At 40.4% G+C, this 16,814-nt stretch carries 16 protein-coding genes; 6 read left to right on the top strand and 10 right to left on the bottom strand.

Annotated features, from left to right (window positions below; genetic code table 11):
* Nucleotides 1-151: 151 nt before the first annotated feature.
* The 8 genes from IPJ09_07675 to IPJ09_07710 all read right to left on the bottom strand — a co-directional run bounded on the left by IPJ09_07675 (nt 152) and on the right by IPJ09_07710 (nt 8,188).
* A complete protein-coding gene (locus IPJ09_07675) occupies nt 152-838 on the bottom strand; it encodes a phosphatase PAP2 family protein (protein ID MBK7371305.1) in 687 nt (228 codons plus the stop codon).
* A 12-nt stretch (nt 839-850) separates the two neighbouring features.
* On the bottom strand, nt 851-1,423 hold the full coding sequence (locus IPJ09_07680; GenBank protein MBK7371306.1) for a sterol desaturase family protein: 573 nt from the start codon (nt 1,421-1,423) through the stop codon (nt 851-853).
* Nucleotides 1,424-1,805: 382 nt separating this feature from the next.
* On the bottom strand, nt 1,806-2,531 hold the full coding sequence (locus IPJ09_07685) for a hypothetical protein (protein ID MBK7371307.1): 726 nt from the start codon (nt 2,529-2,531) through the stop codon (nt 1,806-1,808).
* A gap of 119 nt (nt 2,532-2,650) precedes the next feature.
* Entirely contained in the window at nt 2,651-4,426 is a 1,776-nt protein-coding gene (locus tag IPJ09_07690; protein ID MBK7371308.1) for a hypothetical protein, read from the bottom strand.
* 3 nt (nt 4,427-4,429) lie between these two features.
* A complete protein-coding gene (locus tag IPJ09_07695) occupies nt 4,430-4,885 on the bottom strand; it encodes a sigma-70 family RNA polymerase sigma factor (GenBank protein MBK7371309.1) in 456 nt (151 codons plus the stop codon).
* Nucleotides 4,886-5,059: 174 nt separating this feature from the next.
* Nucleotides 5,060-5,776, bottom strand: coding sequence for a bacillithiol biosynthesis deacetylase BshB1 (bshB1, locus tag IPJ09_07700; protein MBK7371310.1), 717 nt, complete (start codon nt 5,774-5,776; stop codon nt 5,060-5,062).
* Nucleotides 5,777-5,780: 4 nt separating this feature from the next.
* Nucleotides 5,781-6,830: a ketoacyl-ACP synthase III gene (locus IPJ09_07705; protein ID MBK7371311.1), complete on the bottom strand. Its 1,050-nt coding sequence runs from the start codon at nt 6,828-6,830 to the stop codon at nt 5,781-5,783.
* An 80-nt stretch (nt 6,831-6,910) separates the two neighbouring features.
* Nucleotides 6,911-8,188 (bottom strand): asparagine synthetase B, encoded by a 1,278-nt coding sequence (locus tag IPJ09_07710; GenBank protein ID MBK7371312.1) that lies wholly within the window; start codon nt 8,186-8,188, stop codon nt 6,911-6,913.
* 128 nt (nt 8,189-8,316) lie between these two features.
* Here IPJ09_07710 and IPJ09_07715 point away from each other — a divergent pair, with 128 nt between their 5' ends.
* Nucleotides 8,317-10,407, top strand: a complete 2,091-nt coding sequence (locus IPJ09_07715) for a hypothetical protein (GenBank protein MBK7371313.1) — start codon at nt 8,317-8,319, stop codon at nt 10,405-10,407.
* A gap of 73 nt (nt 10,408-10,480) precedes the next feature.
* Nucleotides 10,481-11,524 (top strand): phenylalanine--tRNA ligase subunit alpha, encoded by a 1,044-nt coding sequence (gene pheS, locus IPJ09_07720; protein ID MBK7371314.1) that lies wholly within the window; start codon nt 10,481-10,483, stop codon nt 11,522-11,524.
* Between the two features lie 15 nt (nt 11,525-11,539).
* Here the strand turns inward: pheS and IPJ09_07725 are convergent, their stop codons facing one another.
* Nucleotides 11,540-11,887 (bottom strand): type II toxin-antitoxin system PemK/MazF family toxin, encoded by a 348-nt coding sequence (locus IPJ09_07725; GenBank protein MBK7371315.1) that lies wholly within the window; start codon nt 11,885-11,887, stop codon nt 11,540-11,542.
* A complete protein-coding gene (locus IPJ09_07730) occupies nt 11,874-12,116 on the bottom strand; it encodes a hypothetical protein (GenBank protein ID MBK7371316.1) in 243 nt (80 codons plus the stop codon). Before IPJ09_07730 ends, IPJ09_07725 begins: the two co-directional genes overlap by 14 nt.
* Nucleotides 12,117-12,450: 334 nt before the next feature.
* Between IPJ09_07730 and IPJ09_07735 the strand changes: the two genes are divergently transcribed.
* The 4 genes from IPJ09_07735 to IPJ09_07750 all read left to right on the top strand — a co-directional run bounded on the left by IPJ09_07735 (nt 12,451) and on the right by IPJ09_07750 (nt 16,758).
* Nucleotides 12,451-13,800, top strand: coding sequence for a histidine--tRNA ligase (locus tag IPJ09_07735; GenBank protein MBK7371317.1), 1,350 nt, complete (start codon nt 12,451-12,453; stop codon nt 13,798-13,800).
* Nucleotides 13,800-15,575, top strand: coding sequence for an Asp-tRNA(Asn)/Glu-tRNA(Gln) amidotransferase subunit GatA (gatA, locus tag IPJ09_07740; GenBank protein MBK7371318.1), 1,776 nt, complete (start codon nt 13,800-13,802; stop codon nt 15,573-15,575). The genes IPJ09_07735 and gatA overlap by 1 nt, the downstream gene beginning before the upstream one ends.
* A 25-nt stretch (nt 15,576-15,600) precedes the next feature.
* Nucleotides 15,601-16,236, top strand: a complete 636-nt coding sequence (locus tag IPJ09_07745; GenBank protein ID MBK7371319.1) for a CoA pyrophosphatase — start codon at nt 15,601-15,603, stop codon at nt 16,234-16,236.
* Nucleotides 16,237-16,458: 222 nt separating this feature from the next.
* On the top strand, nt 16,459-16,758 hold the full coding sequence (locus IPJ09_07750) for a hypothetical protein (protein MBK7371320.1): 300 nt from the start codon (nt 16,459-16,461) through the stop codon (nt 16,756-16,758).
* Nucleotides 16,759-16,814 lie beyond the last annotated feature (56 nt).

Raw genomic sequence — 16,814 nt, forward strand, 5'->3', positions numbered from 1 at the left:
TTAATAAGGCTTAATGAAGTTCCGCCAATTGATCAATGATCTGAAGGAATAAACTGTTCCAATAATTAGGATGATACATGAACTAAAAATTGAAATTAAAAATATAAGCACAAAGACTTTTTTCTTAGAATACACAAGTCCCGATAGCAAATTACGGATAAAGATTTGGCTTATCAACTGACTTAGGCTTACAGATGCTTTCGGATAGCTTGACGCATAAGATACCCAGACCAGCACCTGCTATTACATCACTGATCCAATGACGATTATTCAATATCCGCAATACACCTACCGAAGATGCAGTGCCATAGGATAAAGCACTTAGCCACCACTTGTGTCTGGCAAAGTGATCACTAAAAAGAGTAGCTGCAGCAAAAGCTTGTGTCGTATGGCCACTTGGAAATGCATTATTGGTAGTGCCATCCGGTCTTGGTACCTGAGTCACCCCTTTCAATCCAGCGACCGTCAGGAGAACGAAAGCTTCAGACAAAATCACTCGATGATTGTACAAATTAAAATCTTCCTTAGGTCTATTCAGGTTTAAAGCCAGCCCCGTAACCAATGGTACATATTGAAGATAATCATCGAGATCAGTACTGAAATTAGAAAAATTGTTATTCCTCCAATCTCTAACCTTATATTTATTGACAATACTGGTATTAATACTGATGAAGGCACCTGTAGTAATCAGGCTGGCCGGTAATACATATTTTTTTAACCCGGCAGCAGGGGTTTGTGAAGATGTATGAGAATATTCTGAATAATTTTTGAGAAAACCAATTTGACCAGGTAATAAGAACCAGCTAGATAAAATACAAACTATCAGAAACCACCTCATGGTACAAGTCCATTATTTTCTAAAAATATTAGTCTTAATGAGATTTAAAGGGCTAATAATTTTTAATTGATCGACCTCATCTAACCCAAACTGAACTTGCTCCTTTGACAGATAAGTAAACGTGCCAAACATTCTATCCCAGATACTGAAAAGGTCACCATAGTTACTATCCGTATAGGGCTGCTTGAAATGGTGATGTACATGGTGCATATTAGGTGTAATCACCAAATAAGACAAATATTTATCCAACTTATCCGGCAAACGAAAATTAGAATGAATAATAATTTTACTGGCAATTTGAACAAATTGATGAAGTGCCAATATCCATAACATTGGTCCCAAAAAAAGCGAAACCGCCATATATTGGCTCAACCTAATAACGGTCTCCACAGGATGCTCTCTAAGCGATGTACTCACGTTAAGGACCACATCAGAATGATGGACTGCGTGAAATCGCCATATCTTTTTCACCTTATGCATCACTACGTGATAGATATAATAAGCAAAATCAAGGCAAATAAAGGTTAAAATGATAGAGGTAACATTCGACAATTTTGAAAATCCATATTGATGAATATTTTCCAAAGTCAAGATTTTAACAAACAAAAAACCCATAATAAATTGGACAAAACTACCTGATAGAACAAAATAAAAATTTATGCTACTGGTTTTGAATTTCTTATAATTTCTGGTAACGCCATAAAAATTCTCAATATTCCAACATATTAAAAAAAGTACCGTAAAAAACAATGTTTGAATGTATGGATGCGCATGACTAAAAAATTGAATAATCTTCATAACAGCCTAATTATATCTCCAGAATGTAATCATTAACGAATGCGTGCATTGATGTAAGGTACTCAATAAAAAGAATGTGTTTGAAAAAATCAAAGGTCCTCGCTCTTTAGCAAGGACCTTTGTTACTACTTGATATGAAAAATCTAAACTTAACAATTTATCTAAAAAACTAACATTGGTCTCTTAAAGCTCCAAGCTCCTCTTTGGAATTGACCGTAGTGGTTGTTCCGTCGGCTTTCTTGACGGTGACTGGAAAAACCAATTGAAATTGATCCTTAACACCATGTTTCATGCCGTGTCCACCGCCCATATGATGTTCGTTCACCGTCTGTGTTTGTAATTCTGAAAATGAATTAATCGTTATCACAGTGCCGTCCGCTTTGGCAACTTTGATAGGAAATACAAGCGTAAAGCATAAAGTATCATGTCGTGGGAATCCCTTATGATCCATAGAATCTCTATGACATAAAGAATCGAGATGGTTTTTATGGCAAGCCATTCTTAAAGCCAACAGTTCAGATTCAGATTGCACATCAATAATAGACCCATCCTCTGCTATGACCTGAATAGGAAATACAAAGGTTGGATGATGTCCTCTGCCTAACCCTTCATGAGCAGCATGGTAAGCCTTAAATGCATTTCTCAACGAGTCCTGGGAAGTCGCCGTGATCACCGTACCATCTTCCAGTTTGACACTCACAGGAAAAACCAAATCATAACAACCGTGTACACCCAGATTACCTCTTTGTTCCAAATTAAATAGTGATTGATCAGCCAGTGCATCCAGTGTAGTAGTAGATGTAGATAAAGCGTCTTTGTTGCACGCAACAAATCCATACATCATAGCAAATGACATTGCTCCGAAAATAAAATTTTTAATTAAATGCTTATTCATGGTTAATAAATATTTTTTAGAAGTGTATCCAATAAACGGTGGCTACAAGATTATAGTATGAAGGTGCACTCTAATAAAAATGGTTGCACCATTAAATAAATTAATCTATGTTAAATAAATTATAATGCCCCTAATGCATAATTTAATCCCAATTGAAAACCATATGACCGGGTACTATATTGAGCATCTCTGTCCCTATTCCTATTTGAAAAAGGAATATAGATATTAGGGGTTAACTGGACACTTATATTGGATGCAAGATTGTATTGTATTCCTGCATTAATTAATCCATTAAATACCAGCAAATTTGATTTTTCGAATTTCGGATGCTCTATTTCTTTTTTCAATTTTAATTTAGAGCTATTGACTTCTATTTTTGTTTCAACTTCTTGTTTGATTAATAGATTGGTATGTACACCTGCGCCAACTAAGAGCCCCCATTTACCAAAAGATTTTCTGAAGTTTATTCCTAATGGCAAGGATAAGTATTGAAATTCAGATTGATTGTTGATCTCAAAATTGATTTTTTCAGTGTCATTGATGGTAGCTCTGGGATCTAATTGTTCTGAAGCAATCTCGATATTGGCAATTCCTCCGGGAGAATGAATTCTATAACCAAAATCATGCTCAAAAGAAGGTCTTCCCGGATGTTGTAATCTTTCTCCAAAAAGTAAATTTTGACTAATATTATTCATTACCTGATATTGCTTCAATACCAGGCCTGACTCCACTGTAAGATTTTTAGTAACATACTTTGAAATTCCTATTCCACTTTGCCATGACCGTCCAGCCTGGTAAGAATTTTCCGGTTGTGGACCTGAGTGATTGGGCAAGGTTGTTTGACGCAAAGTCCCCTTTTCGCTGATCGGACCACCTGCCAAACCTAAAGTAAGCGCTTTGGGCACACCTGCGTGTTGTGGAACATACAAAGAAGCAGTAGATGCTGCAGCTACGTAGGCTGAAGTAGATTGAGAAACAATATCATGGGAGAAAGGAAATTGCAAGGTGTGAACAATTATTGCTTCTCGTCGGGTAGATTTCGCTTCCAAACTAATGTAAGCCGATTGTTCAGAAGGATTTGTATTGGCCTCAACCGAAGCATTTAAGAGTTGACTTTCAGTTGATTGTGATCCAGCAGCATTTTTGACATTTGAAAGGTCTGTAAGAGTACTATTTATTCCTTTAGATGAAGGTTTTGATTTATCCTTGGATTTATTTCCTTTAGACGCTAATAATTTCTCAAGATTTTCATCGGTTTGAGACAGTATAGAAGAATTGGTTAAAGGATTTTGCGACTTAGGTTCATTCAGTTCAAGTTTTTCGCCAACTTTTCCATTTGGAGTGATACGAGTCAATTTTTCATTTTGACTATTTTGGGCTTCACTTGCATTGGCTCCCAATGACCTGGGGTCAAGATGCAAGTCCTTGGTAGCATCATGCTTGGGTTCATCAACCAAAATTTCTGCACTATTTTGATCTTCAGCAGTTCCGTATGAGGTCTGAGCAGAAGTCGACAATTGATTTTGGACCACTATACCATCAACACTTCCAAGATTTTTCTTTCTATTTTGGCTATCCCCGATTTGCAAAAGCGAATCTGAGATCATCGAGGTATTAGCTTGCTGTTCTAATCGTGCTGTTTGCTCCATGACTTGTTGAAGCTGTTTGTTAAGGTGTATATTATTCCAGGTGAGAAAGGATATGGTAACCAATACCACTGCAGCTGCAATCGCCATGGCCCAAGGTTTTAAGGCAATCCCTGGTGAAGAAACCGGTACTGTTCCCAAGCTTTGGTTTATCTTATTCCATAAGTGATCCCCCGGATCCGCTTGGTGATCTTTAAAAGACTCTTTAATGAACTCTTCAAATCGATCGTTTGGTAGATTTTCTTCCATACGCTACGCGTTTACTTTTAGGGTTTTCAATAAAGATTTCCTCAAATGTTCTTTTGCTCTGTTAAGTTGCGATTTAGAGGTACCTACACTAATGCCTAATTGCGAAGCTATCTGCTCATGAGTGTACCCTTCCATAATATACAGGTTGATGACGGTCCTGAATCCTACCGGCATATATTGTAAAGTATCTAACATAGATTGTATCATGATCTCTTTATCGAATTGGTCTTGTTGATTCCATTCATCTTCGATTTGCCAGTCTTTCTCATCTTGATGAATAAATATATTTTTTGATTGTTTCCTTAAATGTTGTAATGCTGTATTCAAAATCACTTTTCTGATCCATCCTTCTATTGGGCCACTTCCCTGGTATTGATGGATATCTTTAAACACAGCTATAAATCCATCGTGCAACATATCTTCTGCATCTTCCCTGCACCTCGCATATCTCAGGCACATGCCAAACATTTGACCCTTCAACGACTCGTATATGAGCTGCTGATCCTTGCGGCGACCAAGCCTGCATCCTTCTATGATATCCTGGGATAGAATAATATCGTTCTTATAATATACTTAAAGGTACAAGGTCGGCCTTTTGGTTGCATCAGCCGTTAAATTTTAATTAAAAATGAATCAGACGAGATCCAGCAGGGACTCAACACCAACCGGCCTGGCGACATTAAAACCTTCAGCGTAGCTGACTTGCAAATAACGCCCGAAGACCCGGGCCCTGGCCAATTGATACTCCATAAAGTCAGCAGAAGAGATCGGCGAGGAGGGTTCCTTGGAATTGGGATCAAAAAACTGGGATTTGAAAGTTTTGATCAGCTCCATTTTTTTATCCATATAATCAGTGATATCTACCACGATATCGGGCTTATTGGGATTGTCCTGGATATAATGATAGATTGCAGCAGGTCTCCAGGCTGATTGTGCCTTGCCTTTGTCTTGGGTAGTGACCTTTTTCAAGCCAGACAGAAAGGCAGCACGGGCTGTGATAGCAGCGGCTCTTCCATGGTCCGGATGCCTGTCTTCCAATGCATTGGCCAGTATGATGGCAGGCTGACATTTCCTGATATGATGTATGATTTGGAGTAAAATTTTTTCGTTACTTTCAAACATACCATCACCGATATTTAGAAATGATCTGGACACGGCGCCCAATTTGCTGGCAGCCAACAAAGCCTCTTTTTTTCTAAGCGCTGCATTGCCTCGGGTGCCGAGTTCACCATGTGTCAGATCTAATAAAGCCACCGTCCGCCCGGCGGCGATCTCTTTGAGTAAATAGCCACTGCAGGACAATTCTATATCATCAGGATGTACTCCAATAGCCAGAATGTCTACTTTCATTCGTTTACCATTTTAAGAGGGCAGATCCCCAGGTAAAGCCACTACCAAAGGCAGCCAGACATACCAGATCAGATTTATTGATTTTGCCTTCCTGTGCAGCTTCACAAAGTGCGATGGGAATTGAAGCGGCAGTCGTATTGCCATAGCGCATAATATTGTTATATACCTGATTATGTCTCAAGCCAAGTTTCTTCTGAACAAACTGGCTGATCCTTAGATTGGCCTGATGAGGTATCAGCATCTTGAGGTCAGACACCTGGTACCCATTAGCATCCAGGGCTTCCATGATGACTTCAGGAAATTTCACAATGGCAGTTTTGAACACTGCCTGACCATCCATATGGGGAAAAATATCTTCGTCTTCGATCATCTTTTGAGTGAGGAATGCCCCACCGAATTCCTGGTCAGGATAGCCAAATCTTTCTGTGCCAAGGTGTACGCCACCGTGACACCCAGGATTGATATAAGCCAATGTCTCTGCCTGATCACCATTGCTATGTAAATGAGTGGATAATATATAACTGTCCTGATCTGTGGCAGGCTGCAATACTACCGCCCCGGCACCATCACCAAAAATGACAGTGACATTCCTGCCCCTGGTTGAAAAATCAAGCCCTGCAGAATGAAACTCAGCTCCGACCAATAAAATGTTTTTGTACATGCCAGACCGGATAAACTGATCTGCTACCGATAGTCCGTATATAAATCCACTGCATTGGTTGCGCACATCCAGGCAGCCAATATCTCTTAGTTTTAACTGTCGCTGCAATAACACACCGCATCCCGGAAAAAAATAATCCGGACTCAGCGTTGCGAAAATCACAAAATCAATATCATTTGGAGTCACTCCTGCCTGTTCCATAGCGATCCGGGCAGCTGCAGCCCCCATGGTAGAGGTCGACTCTTCGTGCTTTTTGGCATATCTTCTTTCAACTATGCCGGTTCTTTCCTGGATCCATTCATCCGAAGTATCCATGACCCGGGACAGGTCATTATTGGTGACTACTTTTTCAGGGAGATAGGTGCCTATACCTGCGATTTTAGTTCTCGCCATGTCTTCTGATTTTTAAATATTTCGGAAAAGTTAAGCAAAATATTCCAACCGCTTTTATCCGAGAAACATTGGGCTAAAATTTAAGTCTTACGCTCCTTTTTCTTTGCGGCTGGAAATAAAATATTGTTAAGGATCAACCTATAGCCGGGACTATTAGGATGCAGGTTGAGATCGGTATCCGGGTCATTGATAAAATGGCGATAATCCTCAGGGTCATGACCTCCGTAAAATGACCAGGTCCCCTGCCCCCTGGTTCCATGGATATATCTTACTTCATTAGCAGATTTATTTTCACCCAAAACCAGGACATCTGATTTGATATAGTCTTTTACAAAAGCTGTGGTCTGCCCCATAAAACCTTTGACTGTGCGGGTATGATTCTGAGTGAGCATGGTAGGCACAGGATCCCATTTAGCAGAAAAATCAAACAGAGTGAAATAATCATTCTGCGGATTTACTTTCCTCCCATTATTATCAATAGAACTAAATTCATTATCAAAAGGGTTTTTCATGACCTTAAAATCTTTGAAAGCCAAGGTCTTTGAAAAATCTAATCTTTCCTGGCAGTCGCCATCCATTGGATCACCATCAAACACCTCCGCACATATATCTATACCATCTGCTGCTATGGCTATATCATATGTATCTGTAGCAGAACACATCGCAAATAAAAAGCCTCCACCAAGCAGAAAATCATTTATTCTTTTTACAACGGCCAGTTTTAGCTGAGAAACTTTTTTAAAGCCCATCCTCTTAGCCATGGCTTCGGACTCCATTACATTCTGTCGATACCATGGTGCTGTATGATTGCCTGAATAAAATCGACCATACTGTCCGGTAAAATCTTCATGATGCAAATGCAACCAATCATATTTGGCCAGTTTATCATTCAAGACATCTTCATCATATACTTTATCATAAGGGATTTCTGCATAAGTCAATGCCAACATGACAGCATCATCCCAGGGCTGTACACGTTGTCCGGTACGATCAAACTCCGGGGTATAGACTGCTACCTTAGGAGCTACCTCTAACTTGATGACATCCTCATTGACCTCAGGGTTGGCGATCGTAGCGAGTATTTGATTAAATTGGGCATTGGCCAGGACCTGGTAGGAGACACCCCTGGTTTTACATTCCTTTTCATATTGAGGCTTGTATTCGAAAGCAAAACTCCCACCTTCGTAATTTAACAACCAGTATGCTTCATCCTTTTGTTGCAATACCCAATAGGTGATACCATATGCTTTGAGATGATTTTTTTGGGTAGGATCCATCTTGATCAGTATCATAGATGCCTGAAGTGCAAAAGAATTTAACAAGATGATAACAAAACTGATAATGAAGGATCTACGCATCTTTGAATATTTAATTGATACTTTGAAAATTAAGGCAATTTTGACTTATTGGTGCGACAAATATCATGGATATTTATTCATCTTTGCAAAATTATACTTTCACACGACATATTTCCGATTAGATTAAGATGATGAATATATCCAATACATTCATTTGGATTCTGTGCTTAGGAATAGCCATTTTGTTTTGGCTGATACTTTATTTCAGGGATCAGACCTTTAAAGACATCAAACCATATTGGAAATGGCTTATGATCAGCCTGAGGAGCCTGGCTACTGCAATATTATTGTATTTGATCCTTGCTCCCTTATTCAAATCTGTATTTACTGAAGTCAAAAAACCATTAATCGTAATAGCCCAGGATAATTCACAGTCGATACTGCGCAATTGGCCGAAGGATAAGCAGGCGAGGTACCTGGCAGATAAAACCGCTCTTGAAACAGAACTGTCAAAAACATTTGAAGTGTTGCCTCTGACATTTGGTGAAAAACCGGACGAGCAACAGGCCATTGATTTTTCAGAGCGGGCTACAGACATCAGTGCTGCTTTTGATTATATTCAAAATCAAACTGCTGGCCAGAACTTAGGTGCCATCATCCTGGCATCTGATGGCAATTATAATCAAGGCAGAAATCCACTTTACTCCAACCCTTCCCTATCAGTACCTATCTATGCAGTGACCCTGGGCGACAGTACCATTAAAAGAGATGTCTCTATTCAAAGGGTATTGCACAATAGCATCGTATACCTTGGAGACCAGTTTGAAATTCAAGCTGACCTCAAAGCTTACCGATGTGAAGGTGAAAAATTAAACCTTCAATTATACAGAGTAGATAACAATCAGGAAGTATTATTAAAAAAAGAGACTATCGATGTGAAAGAGTCCGATTGGTATCATAGTCAAAAGTTTGTCATAGATGCATCCCGGGCAGGCACGATCAGATACATCGTAAAAGTTAGTCCATTGAGCAATGAATATTCTATAGAGAACAATAACAGGGACTTTTTCATCGATGTATTGGACGCAAGGCAAAAAGTACTGATCCTGGCTGCCGGTCCGCATCCGGATTTGGCCGCCCTCAAAAAAATCCTGGAGGGCAATAAAAACTATCAGATAGAAACCAAGTTATTACCCGGTGAAATTCAGAATATACAATCATATAGTATGGTTGTTTTTCATCAATTACCTTCCAAAACAGTAGACATCACTCCCATCCTCAACGAGCTAAATAAGACTCAAAAGCCGAGGTTATTTATAGTGGGTGGTCTGTCAGATATACCTCGATTTAACGCTGCACAAACTTTACTTAAAATAGCCGGAGACACACGCAATATGAATGAAGTCACCGGAGAAGTCAGGGAGTCTTTCAGTCTTTTTACTGTTGATCCCGCATGGAAAGAGTTTTTAAGAAATTTCCCTCCCGTCTCCGCGCCATTTGGAGAGTATCAGGCTTCTCCTGGCGCCAATATACTTATGACTCAAAAGATCGGCAATATCATCACCAACTACCCTCTCTGCATGATCGGCGAAGATCAGGGCAGCCGCACAGCAATATTCGCAGCCGAAGGCATTTGGAAATGGAGATATTTTAATTTTGAAGAAAATAAAAATTTTGACATGGTCGATGACCTGGTACGCAGGGTGGTTCAATACATAGGCATTAAAGAAGACAAAAGAAAGTTTAGGGTATATACGCAGCTCAAAGTATATCTTGAAAATCAACCTATCGTATTTGATGCTCAACTATTTAATGAATCTTACGAACCGGTCAATACTGAAGATGTCTTCATCACCATCACCTCTGCTGATCGTAAAGATTATCAATTTACTTTTAGCAAAACGGAGAGGGCTTATACCCTTGACGCAGGGCTTTTCGCTCCCGGTAGCTATCAATATACAGCGAGCGTCAATACCAAAGTTGGTAAGCAAGAAGTCAAAGGACAGTTCGTCGTACAAAGAATCCAACTCGAGACCTATCAGAGTACGGCAGACCACAACTTGCTAAGGCTTATGGCCACACAACAAGGCGGAGTCACCGTAAGCCCTGATCAAGTGTCGACTTTGGCAGAAATCATCAACCAGAATAAAACGGTCAAACCGGTGCAGTATAGCAGCCAGAGGACCTATCCAATTGTCAATTTTAAATGGCTTTTTGCTCTTTTAACAGGACTATTGTGCCTTGAATGGTTTTTGAGAAGATACCATGGGGCCTACTAAATCCAGCGCCTTCACTTTATGACCTTGCCCTTTTAGTTGTATCTCCTATCTTATCCCTATTTTTGCCATCGAAATGGAAGCAACTACCTACGAAGAAATCAAAGCCAAATTCACCAATACCGGTCTGGAGATTGAAGAATCCATCATCGATTCTGCAGAAGCTTTAGAAATATTCAGGATAAAATACCTTGGCAGCAAGAGTATTATCAAAGACTTGGCGCAATACATTAAAGAGGTACCTGGTGATCACCGCAAAGAGGCAGGCATGCTGCTGAATCATTTAAAAACGGCGGCGGAGAATAGATATCAATCACTTCAGGCAACCTTTGTCATCAAGTCCGGTTCGAAAAAATCCAACCTCGATCTCTCTGCACCTGGATATCCGATGGAGCTTGGAGCTCGTCATCCTGTCTCCATCGTGATGAATCAGATCATCGATATTTTTAAGCGTATAGGATTTACTATAGCAGAAGATCGGGAGATCGAAGACGACTGGCATAATTTCACTGCCTTGAATACTCCCGATGACCATCCTGCCAGGGATATGCAGGATACTTTTTATATCAAAGACTCTATCCAGTATTTGCTGCGCACCCATACCTCGCCCGTACAGGCGCGTGTCATGACGAGGGACAAACCTCCGATAAGGATCATTGCACCAGGCCGGGTCTATCGCAATGAGACTGTATCTGCGCGATCACACTGCCAGTTTCACCAGGTAGAGGGGCTTTATATAGATGAGGGAGTATCTTTTGCAGACATGAAGCAGACCCTCTTATATTATGCCCGCGAACAGTATGGGTCCGATGTAAAGATCAGGCTGAGACCATCTTTTTTCCCATTCACAGAGCCTAGTGCAGAGATGGATGTATATTATGGTTTGGCTGATGAGACAGCCCATAAGATTACTAAAGGAACCGGTTGGTTGGAGATCCTCGGTTGTGGCATGGTAGATCCTACAGTTTTGGAAAATTGTGGCATCGATTCCACCAAATATTCAGGATTTGCTTTTGGTATGGGCATCGAGCGCCAGGTGCTGCTTAAATATGGAGTACCGGATATCAGGATGTTATTTGAGAATGATGTCCGTTTTTTGAAGCAATTTACGGGGTTGTAAAAAGTTAAGCAAAGGCTATTCGTCTTCTAGATCCAATAATAGTTTCAAATTTGCTTTGAGTACCTTAATAGAATCGGATTGTAAGTTGCCAATTAATTTTATAAATCGTCGATTATCAACCGATCTTATCTGGTCTATCAATATGTCGGATGGATGCTCTAATCCACTTTGGTTTTTTGGGATATTTAATCGCAGGAATTTACTTGCTGGTACCACATTAGTTGTGATCGGACAAATCATGGTGGTCCTGGGGTTTAAATTATTAAGAATATCACTTTGAACGATGAGGGCCGGCCTTATCTTGCCAGGCTCAGAACCAAAAGTTGGGTCTAAATTGACTAACCAGATTTCATACTGTTTCATAGTCATCAAGTAGCGTTTCGTAGTCTTTTAATACTTCTAAGGAACTTTCAGATGTTCTCTCTATCTCCAGTTTTAATTGGATAATGATCGCTTCTCTTTTTTTTAACTTATTATAATACTTCAAAGCCTCATTTATATACTTATTTCTGGAAATATTAGTTCCCTTAACAATTTCATTTATTTCTACAAATGTCTGATTTTCAAGTTTTAACGAAACTGACACTGTCATAAATCATCGAATTTTAATATACAAAGGTAATATCATTTTTATAATACTTTTATAATATCAATTACTTTCGGATTTGTCTGATTGAACATTATCAGTTTTCAAGATTGTTATATTTTTGCCAAACAATTTTAAAAATGCTTTGTAAAACCACTTTAATATGGTCGTGGATCCGCTCATTGACTACTTCCATGAGGAAAATAGAAGCCTAAACAAAAATCAAATTAAAATTTGGATGAAGATCTTTTAAATTACATTGGATCAATAAAAATTGATCCAATATTTCAGGTATTTTTAACCTAATTGAATACCAGGCATAATAATTACACCATAACAAATGACCAAACCTTCCCTTCCTAAAGGCACCCGCGACTTTCTTCCAAATGAAGTCATGAAACGAAAATACATGTTTGGTATCCTCGAGCAAGTGTTTCAACGGCATGGTTTTGTTCCAATAGAAACCCCCGCTCTTGAACTCATGCAGACACTTACTGGCAAATATGGGGAAGAAGGCGATCGACTTTTATTTAAAATACTCAACAATGGTGATTTTCTTGCAGAAGCTGATGCCAATGCCCTTGAAACCAAGGATTCCGGTGCGCTGGCCGCCAGTATTTCCAAAAGAGGATTGCGCTACGACCTGACTGTGCCATTTGCAAGGTTCGTCGTCATGAATCGAAATGAGATCACCTTTCCGTTTAAACGGTATCAGATACAGCCTGTATGGAGAGCAGACCGACCACAAAAAGGCAGGTATCAGGAGTTCTTCCAATGTGACTGCGATGTGGTCGGGTCCAAATCCCTTTTGTATGAAGCAGATCTGATCTCCATCTATTCAGAAGCTTTCAGTTTTCTCGGCATTGATGTCGCCATCAGAATCAACCACCGGGGCATCCTGGCAGGGATCGCCGAAGCTGCTGGCGTCGCAGAACAATTTACCGCAATGACTATCTGTATAGACAAACTGGACAAAATAGGCCCGGACGCTGTAAAAGAAGATATGATCAGACGAGGCATACCCTCTGGATCAGCTGAAAAAATACTACACCTCATTGGAATACAATCTTTAGACGCTTTGAGACCCGAGCTGGCCCCAACAGCTTCCGGATCCAAAGGATTAGAAGACCTTGACAAGATCTTTTCTACTTCTGCTTCTTATGACCTGGCTCAGGAGCTCGTATTCGACCCTACCCTGGCGAGAGGGTTAAGTTATTATACTGGTTTCATTGTTGAAGTGGTGGCTAAGAATGTACAAATGGGTAGCCTGGGAGGAGGGGGACGCTATGATAATCTTACTGGTTCATTTGGTATGCCGGATATACCCGGAGTTGGGATTTCATTTGGTGCAGAAAGAATCTATGATGTGATGGAATCACTCCAGTTATTCCCCGAAAGCGTAGTCAGTTTGTTAAAGGTCTTGGTGATCGGTCTGGATGATCAAGCTATAACGCTGGCTACCTCGGTCACTAATCAATTGCGATCCAATGCGATACCAAGTGATCAATACCCTGAAGTGGTCAAAATGAATAAATCAATGAAGTATGCCAATGATCTGAAAGTGCCCTTTGTCATCATTATCGGTCAGGAAGAACTGCTGACCAGATCGTATACGCTTAAAAACATGATCACAGGTAGTCAGGAAAAACTTACTCTCGATCAGATCATCGCCAAAATAAAGCAATCATAATGCTCCAACTCGAATTATACCCTACTATCCAAGCGCTTCAGTGTGCCTTAATAAATGGCCAATTTACAGTATTGGATGTGGTAAACCATTTTCTTGATCAAGCAGAAAGCACTCGGGATCTAAATCAATATATAGAGCTCTACTCAGAAGAAGCTAGAACTCAGGCCATCGCTTTAGACCAAAAAATCTCCTCCAAACAGCCTTTGGGTAGGCTGTTCGGTATGGTACTTTCTCACAAAGACATCATATCCTACAAAGACCATTCACTGTCAGCTTCCTCAAATATATTAAAAGGGTATACTGCGCTCTATAGTGCTACTGTCCTGGATCGGGTGATAAAAGAAGATGCTATCATCATCGGTCGGGTCCAATGTGATGAGTTCGCGATGGGTTCTTCAAACGAAAACTCCTGCTATGGTCCCGTAAAAAACCCCTATGATGCAGAGCGAATACCCGGTGGTTCGTCGGGTGCCAGCGCCACCAGTGTAGCCAGTGACACCTGCTGGGCCTCTATAGGCACTGATACAGGTGGTAGCGTCCGGCAACCAGCTGCATTTTGCGGTTTGGTAGGATTCAAGCCTGGTTATGGGAGGATATCGAGGCATGGTTTGATCGCTTATGCATCCTCTTTTGATCAGGCAGGTTTTCTCACCAGATCGGTATATGATGCTGCCTTATTGCTCGAGGTGACCAGTGGTATCGATGCTTATGATGCCAGCATGAGTGATCGCCCGGTAGAAAAATATGCTGAATCCTTAAATATAAGTGCTTCAGGAAAAATAGCTTATCTCGATCTAGGACATTTTCTAGATAAGATGGACGCTGAGATAGCATCTAATTATGCAGACACCATTTCCAAATGGAAATCTGAAGGGATTGATTTAGATCCTATTTCCATGGATTGGCTGGACGACATCATACCTGCGTATTATGTTCTCACTACAGCCGAAGCTTCTTCCAATCTTTCACGATATGATGGTATTCGATATGGTCATCGATCTCCCGATGCCCATACGATCGAGGAAGTGTATAAAAAGACGCGGACAGAGGGGTTTGGCATGGAGGTTAAAAGACGGATCTTGCTGGGCACTTATGTTCTAAGCTCTGGTTTTTATGATGCGTATTATCAAAAAGCGCAGCAAGTGCGCCGAATGATCAAAAATCACCTTGATAAGATTTTTGACCAATATACGGCCCTCATCCTGCCTGTATCACCGGTGTTGCCCTGGAAGATTGGCGAAAAAATAGATGACCCTGTATCGGTGTACCTCGCTGACATCTTTACCGTCATGGCCAATGTGGCTGGCATACCAGGTGTCTCTATTCCTACCGGGTACTCCAAAGGGGGCTTGCCTATAGGTACTCAAATCATGGCCAATGCCTGGGATGAGAAAAAGTTGCTGGCACTGGCACAAACACTACTATTTCCTCCACCTCAATTAAAACTAAAATCGATGAATGTAGGCAGTGTGATCTATAAAAAAGACCTCGAAACAGGGCAACTGACAGCAAATTGGAATCTTCAAGCTGGTGATAATTTGGTTGGAGGTACTGGGCATGCTACGGGTACTCCCGGGCCGGATTATGCAGGTACTTATGCAATCACTTACTACACCACAGAAACTAAAAAAATGGACACTTATGACCTAGTTATCGAAAAAAGTGGCGACTATTTCAGCCTAAAATGGTTCCAGAAAGATGATCTAAAATGTGTTGGGGTCGGCTTTCTTCAGGATGACTGCCTTATCGCAGGCTGGCAGACCATAGAAGAGTGAATCAAATCTTGAGTTGACCATACCCATGCCAGACCTTCTACATCCAATTAAGCAACAACTTCTTACAGCCCTGTCACATGGTCTTCCCGGTACCCTGGCTCATCAAAAAATGGCCGTGCCGGGTAGGGAATTATTATTGCCTGATCATAACAAAGCCAAAAAAGCAGCTGTCCTGATATTATTCTACCATCGCTTGGATCACATCTTTATCGCTTTCATCAAGCGAAAAACGCACGAAGCGGATCACCACAGTGGACAGATCAGTTTTCCTGGCGGCAAAATGGAAGCTAATGACAATTATCCCGTTGACACTGCCTTGCGTGAAGCCATGGAGGAGATCGGCACCTCGGACAAAATTGATATTCTTGGACATCTAAGTCCCCTTTATATTCCAGTATCCAATTTTTATGTTGCCCCTGTCGTGGGCTGGCATCGGGATCCCTTTCCCATCTTTAATATCCAGGAATCAGAAGTAGACGAACTTTTGGAAATAGATCTCGATCTGCTACTGAATCCTGGAGCTAAGACTCATAAAACCATCAAAGTGCTTTCTTCTGTTTTTTTAAAAGAAGTGCCTGCTTATGAGATACATGGACATATCATCTGGGGTGCAACAGCGATGATGTTAAGTGAGTTAGAGTGGGTGCTGGGGCAAAGCTGAGTTTGCTTTCGAACCACCCGGGACTTTTCCTTTAATTTTAACACAATTATTCTTAAATCAAACTCATCTTGATCCAAAAAGGACAAATGAAAAAGTGATTCCGCCTGTTTCCCAACAGCATCTATCTACACAACTATTAAGTCTTTAAAAAGAAACCCGTGACCTGAATTAGATCTTCTCAATTTTTAATTAATGCTAGTATCTTTAGTCATCAAATATCCAATGGCAAACAATACTTCCCCTCATATCTTAAATTCCTCAGCTAATTTGCTGGGTTTTTGTCTTTTTGTCATCACTTCGCTCAAAATCAGCAATCTGATAGAGAATCAAATATTGGATGAGCTCACTTCCTGTGTGGCTATATTACTGACCTGCTCCAGTATTTTTTCTTTTGTTTCTATTCGGAGTGAAAATGAAAAACGAGAAAAAAGATTAGAAAAGATAGCCGATTACCTTTTCATAATTTCGTTGTTAGGCATTTTGATCATCATTTTACTCATTACGCTCAATTTTGTGAAGTAATTTCCAACCCTGTATAGGCTTGAGACTAATTCAAATTAGAGTTACATCCATGTTCT

It is taken from the genome of Saprospiraceae bacterium (genome assembly GCA_016709995.1).
Taxonomy (GTDB): domain Bacteria; phylum Bacteroidota; class Bacteroidia; order Chitinophagales; family Saprospiraceae; genus JADJLQ01.

Excerpts from the sequence above, each read along its gene's own strand:
- pheS (MBK7371314.1), top strand. The coding sequence starts at position 10,481 with ATGGAAGCAACTACCTACGAAGAAATCAAAGCCAAATTCACCAATACC.
- IPJ09_07725 (MBK7371315.1), bottom strand. The coding sequence starts at position 11,887 with ATGAAACAGTATGAAATCTGGTTAGTCAATTTAGACCCAACTTTTGGT.
- IPJ09_07745 (MBK7371319.1), top strand. The coding sequence starts at position 15,601 with ATGCCAGACCTTCTACATCCAATTAAGCAACAACTTCTTACAGCCCTG.
- gatA (MBK7371318.1), top strand. The coding sequence starts at position 13,800 with ATGCTCCAACTCGAATTATACCCTACTATCCAAGCGCTTCAGTGTGCC.
- IPJ09_07750 (MBK7371320.1), top strand. The coding sequence starts at position 16,459 with ATGGCAAACAATACTTCCCCTCATATCTTAAATTCCTCAGCTAATTTG.
- IPJ09_07685 (MBK7371307.1), bottom strand. The coding sequence starts at position 2,531 with ATGAATAAGCATTTAATTAAAAATTTTATTTTCGGAGCAATGTCATTT.
- IPJ09_07705 (MBK7371311.1), bottom strand. The coding sequence starts at position 6,830 with ATGGCGAGAACTAAAATCGCAGGTATAGGCACCTATCTCCCTGAAAAA.
- IPJ09_07710 (MBK7371312.1), bottom strand. The coding sequence starts at position 8,188 with ATGCGTAGATCCTTCATTATCAGTTTTGTTATCATCTTGTTAAATTCT.
- IPJ09_07735 (MBK7371317.1), top strand. The coding sequence starts at position 12,451 with ATGACCAAACCTTCCCTTCCTAAAGGCACCCGCGACTTTCTTCCAAAT.
- IPJ09_07695 (MBK7371309.1), bottom strand. The coding sequence starts at position 4,885 with ATGTGCCTGAGATATGCGAGGTGCAGGGAAGATGCAGAAGATATGTTG.
- IPJ09_07715 (MBK7371313.1), top strand. The coding sequence starts at position 8,317 with ATGATGAATATATCCAATACATTCATTTGGATTCTGTGCTTAGGAATA.
- IPJ09_07690 (MBK7371308.1), bottom strand. The coding sequence starts at position 4,426 with ATGGAAGAAAATCTACCAAACGATCGATTTGAAGAGTTCATTAAAGAG.
- bshB1 (MBK7371310.1), bottom strand. The coding sequence starts at position 5,776 with ATGAAAGTAGACATTCTGGCTATTGGAGTACATCCTGATGATATAGAA.
- IPJ09_07730 (MBK7371316.1), bottom strand. The coding sequence starts at position 12,116 with ATGACAGTGTCAGTTTCGTTAAAACTTGAAAATCAGACATTTGTAGAA.
- IPJ09_07675 (MBK7371305.1), bottom strand. The coding sequence starts at position 838 with ATGAGGTGGTTTCTGATAGTTTGTATTTTATCTAGCTGGTTCTTATTA.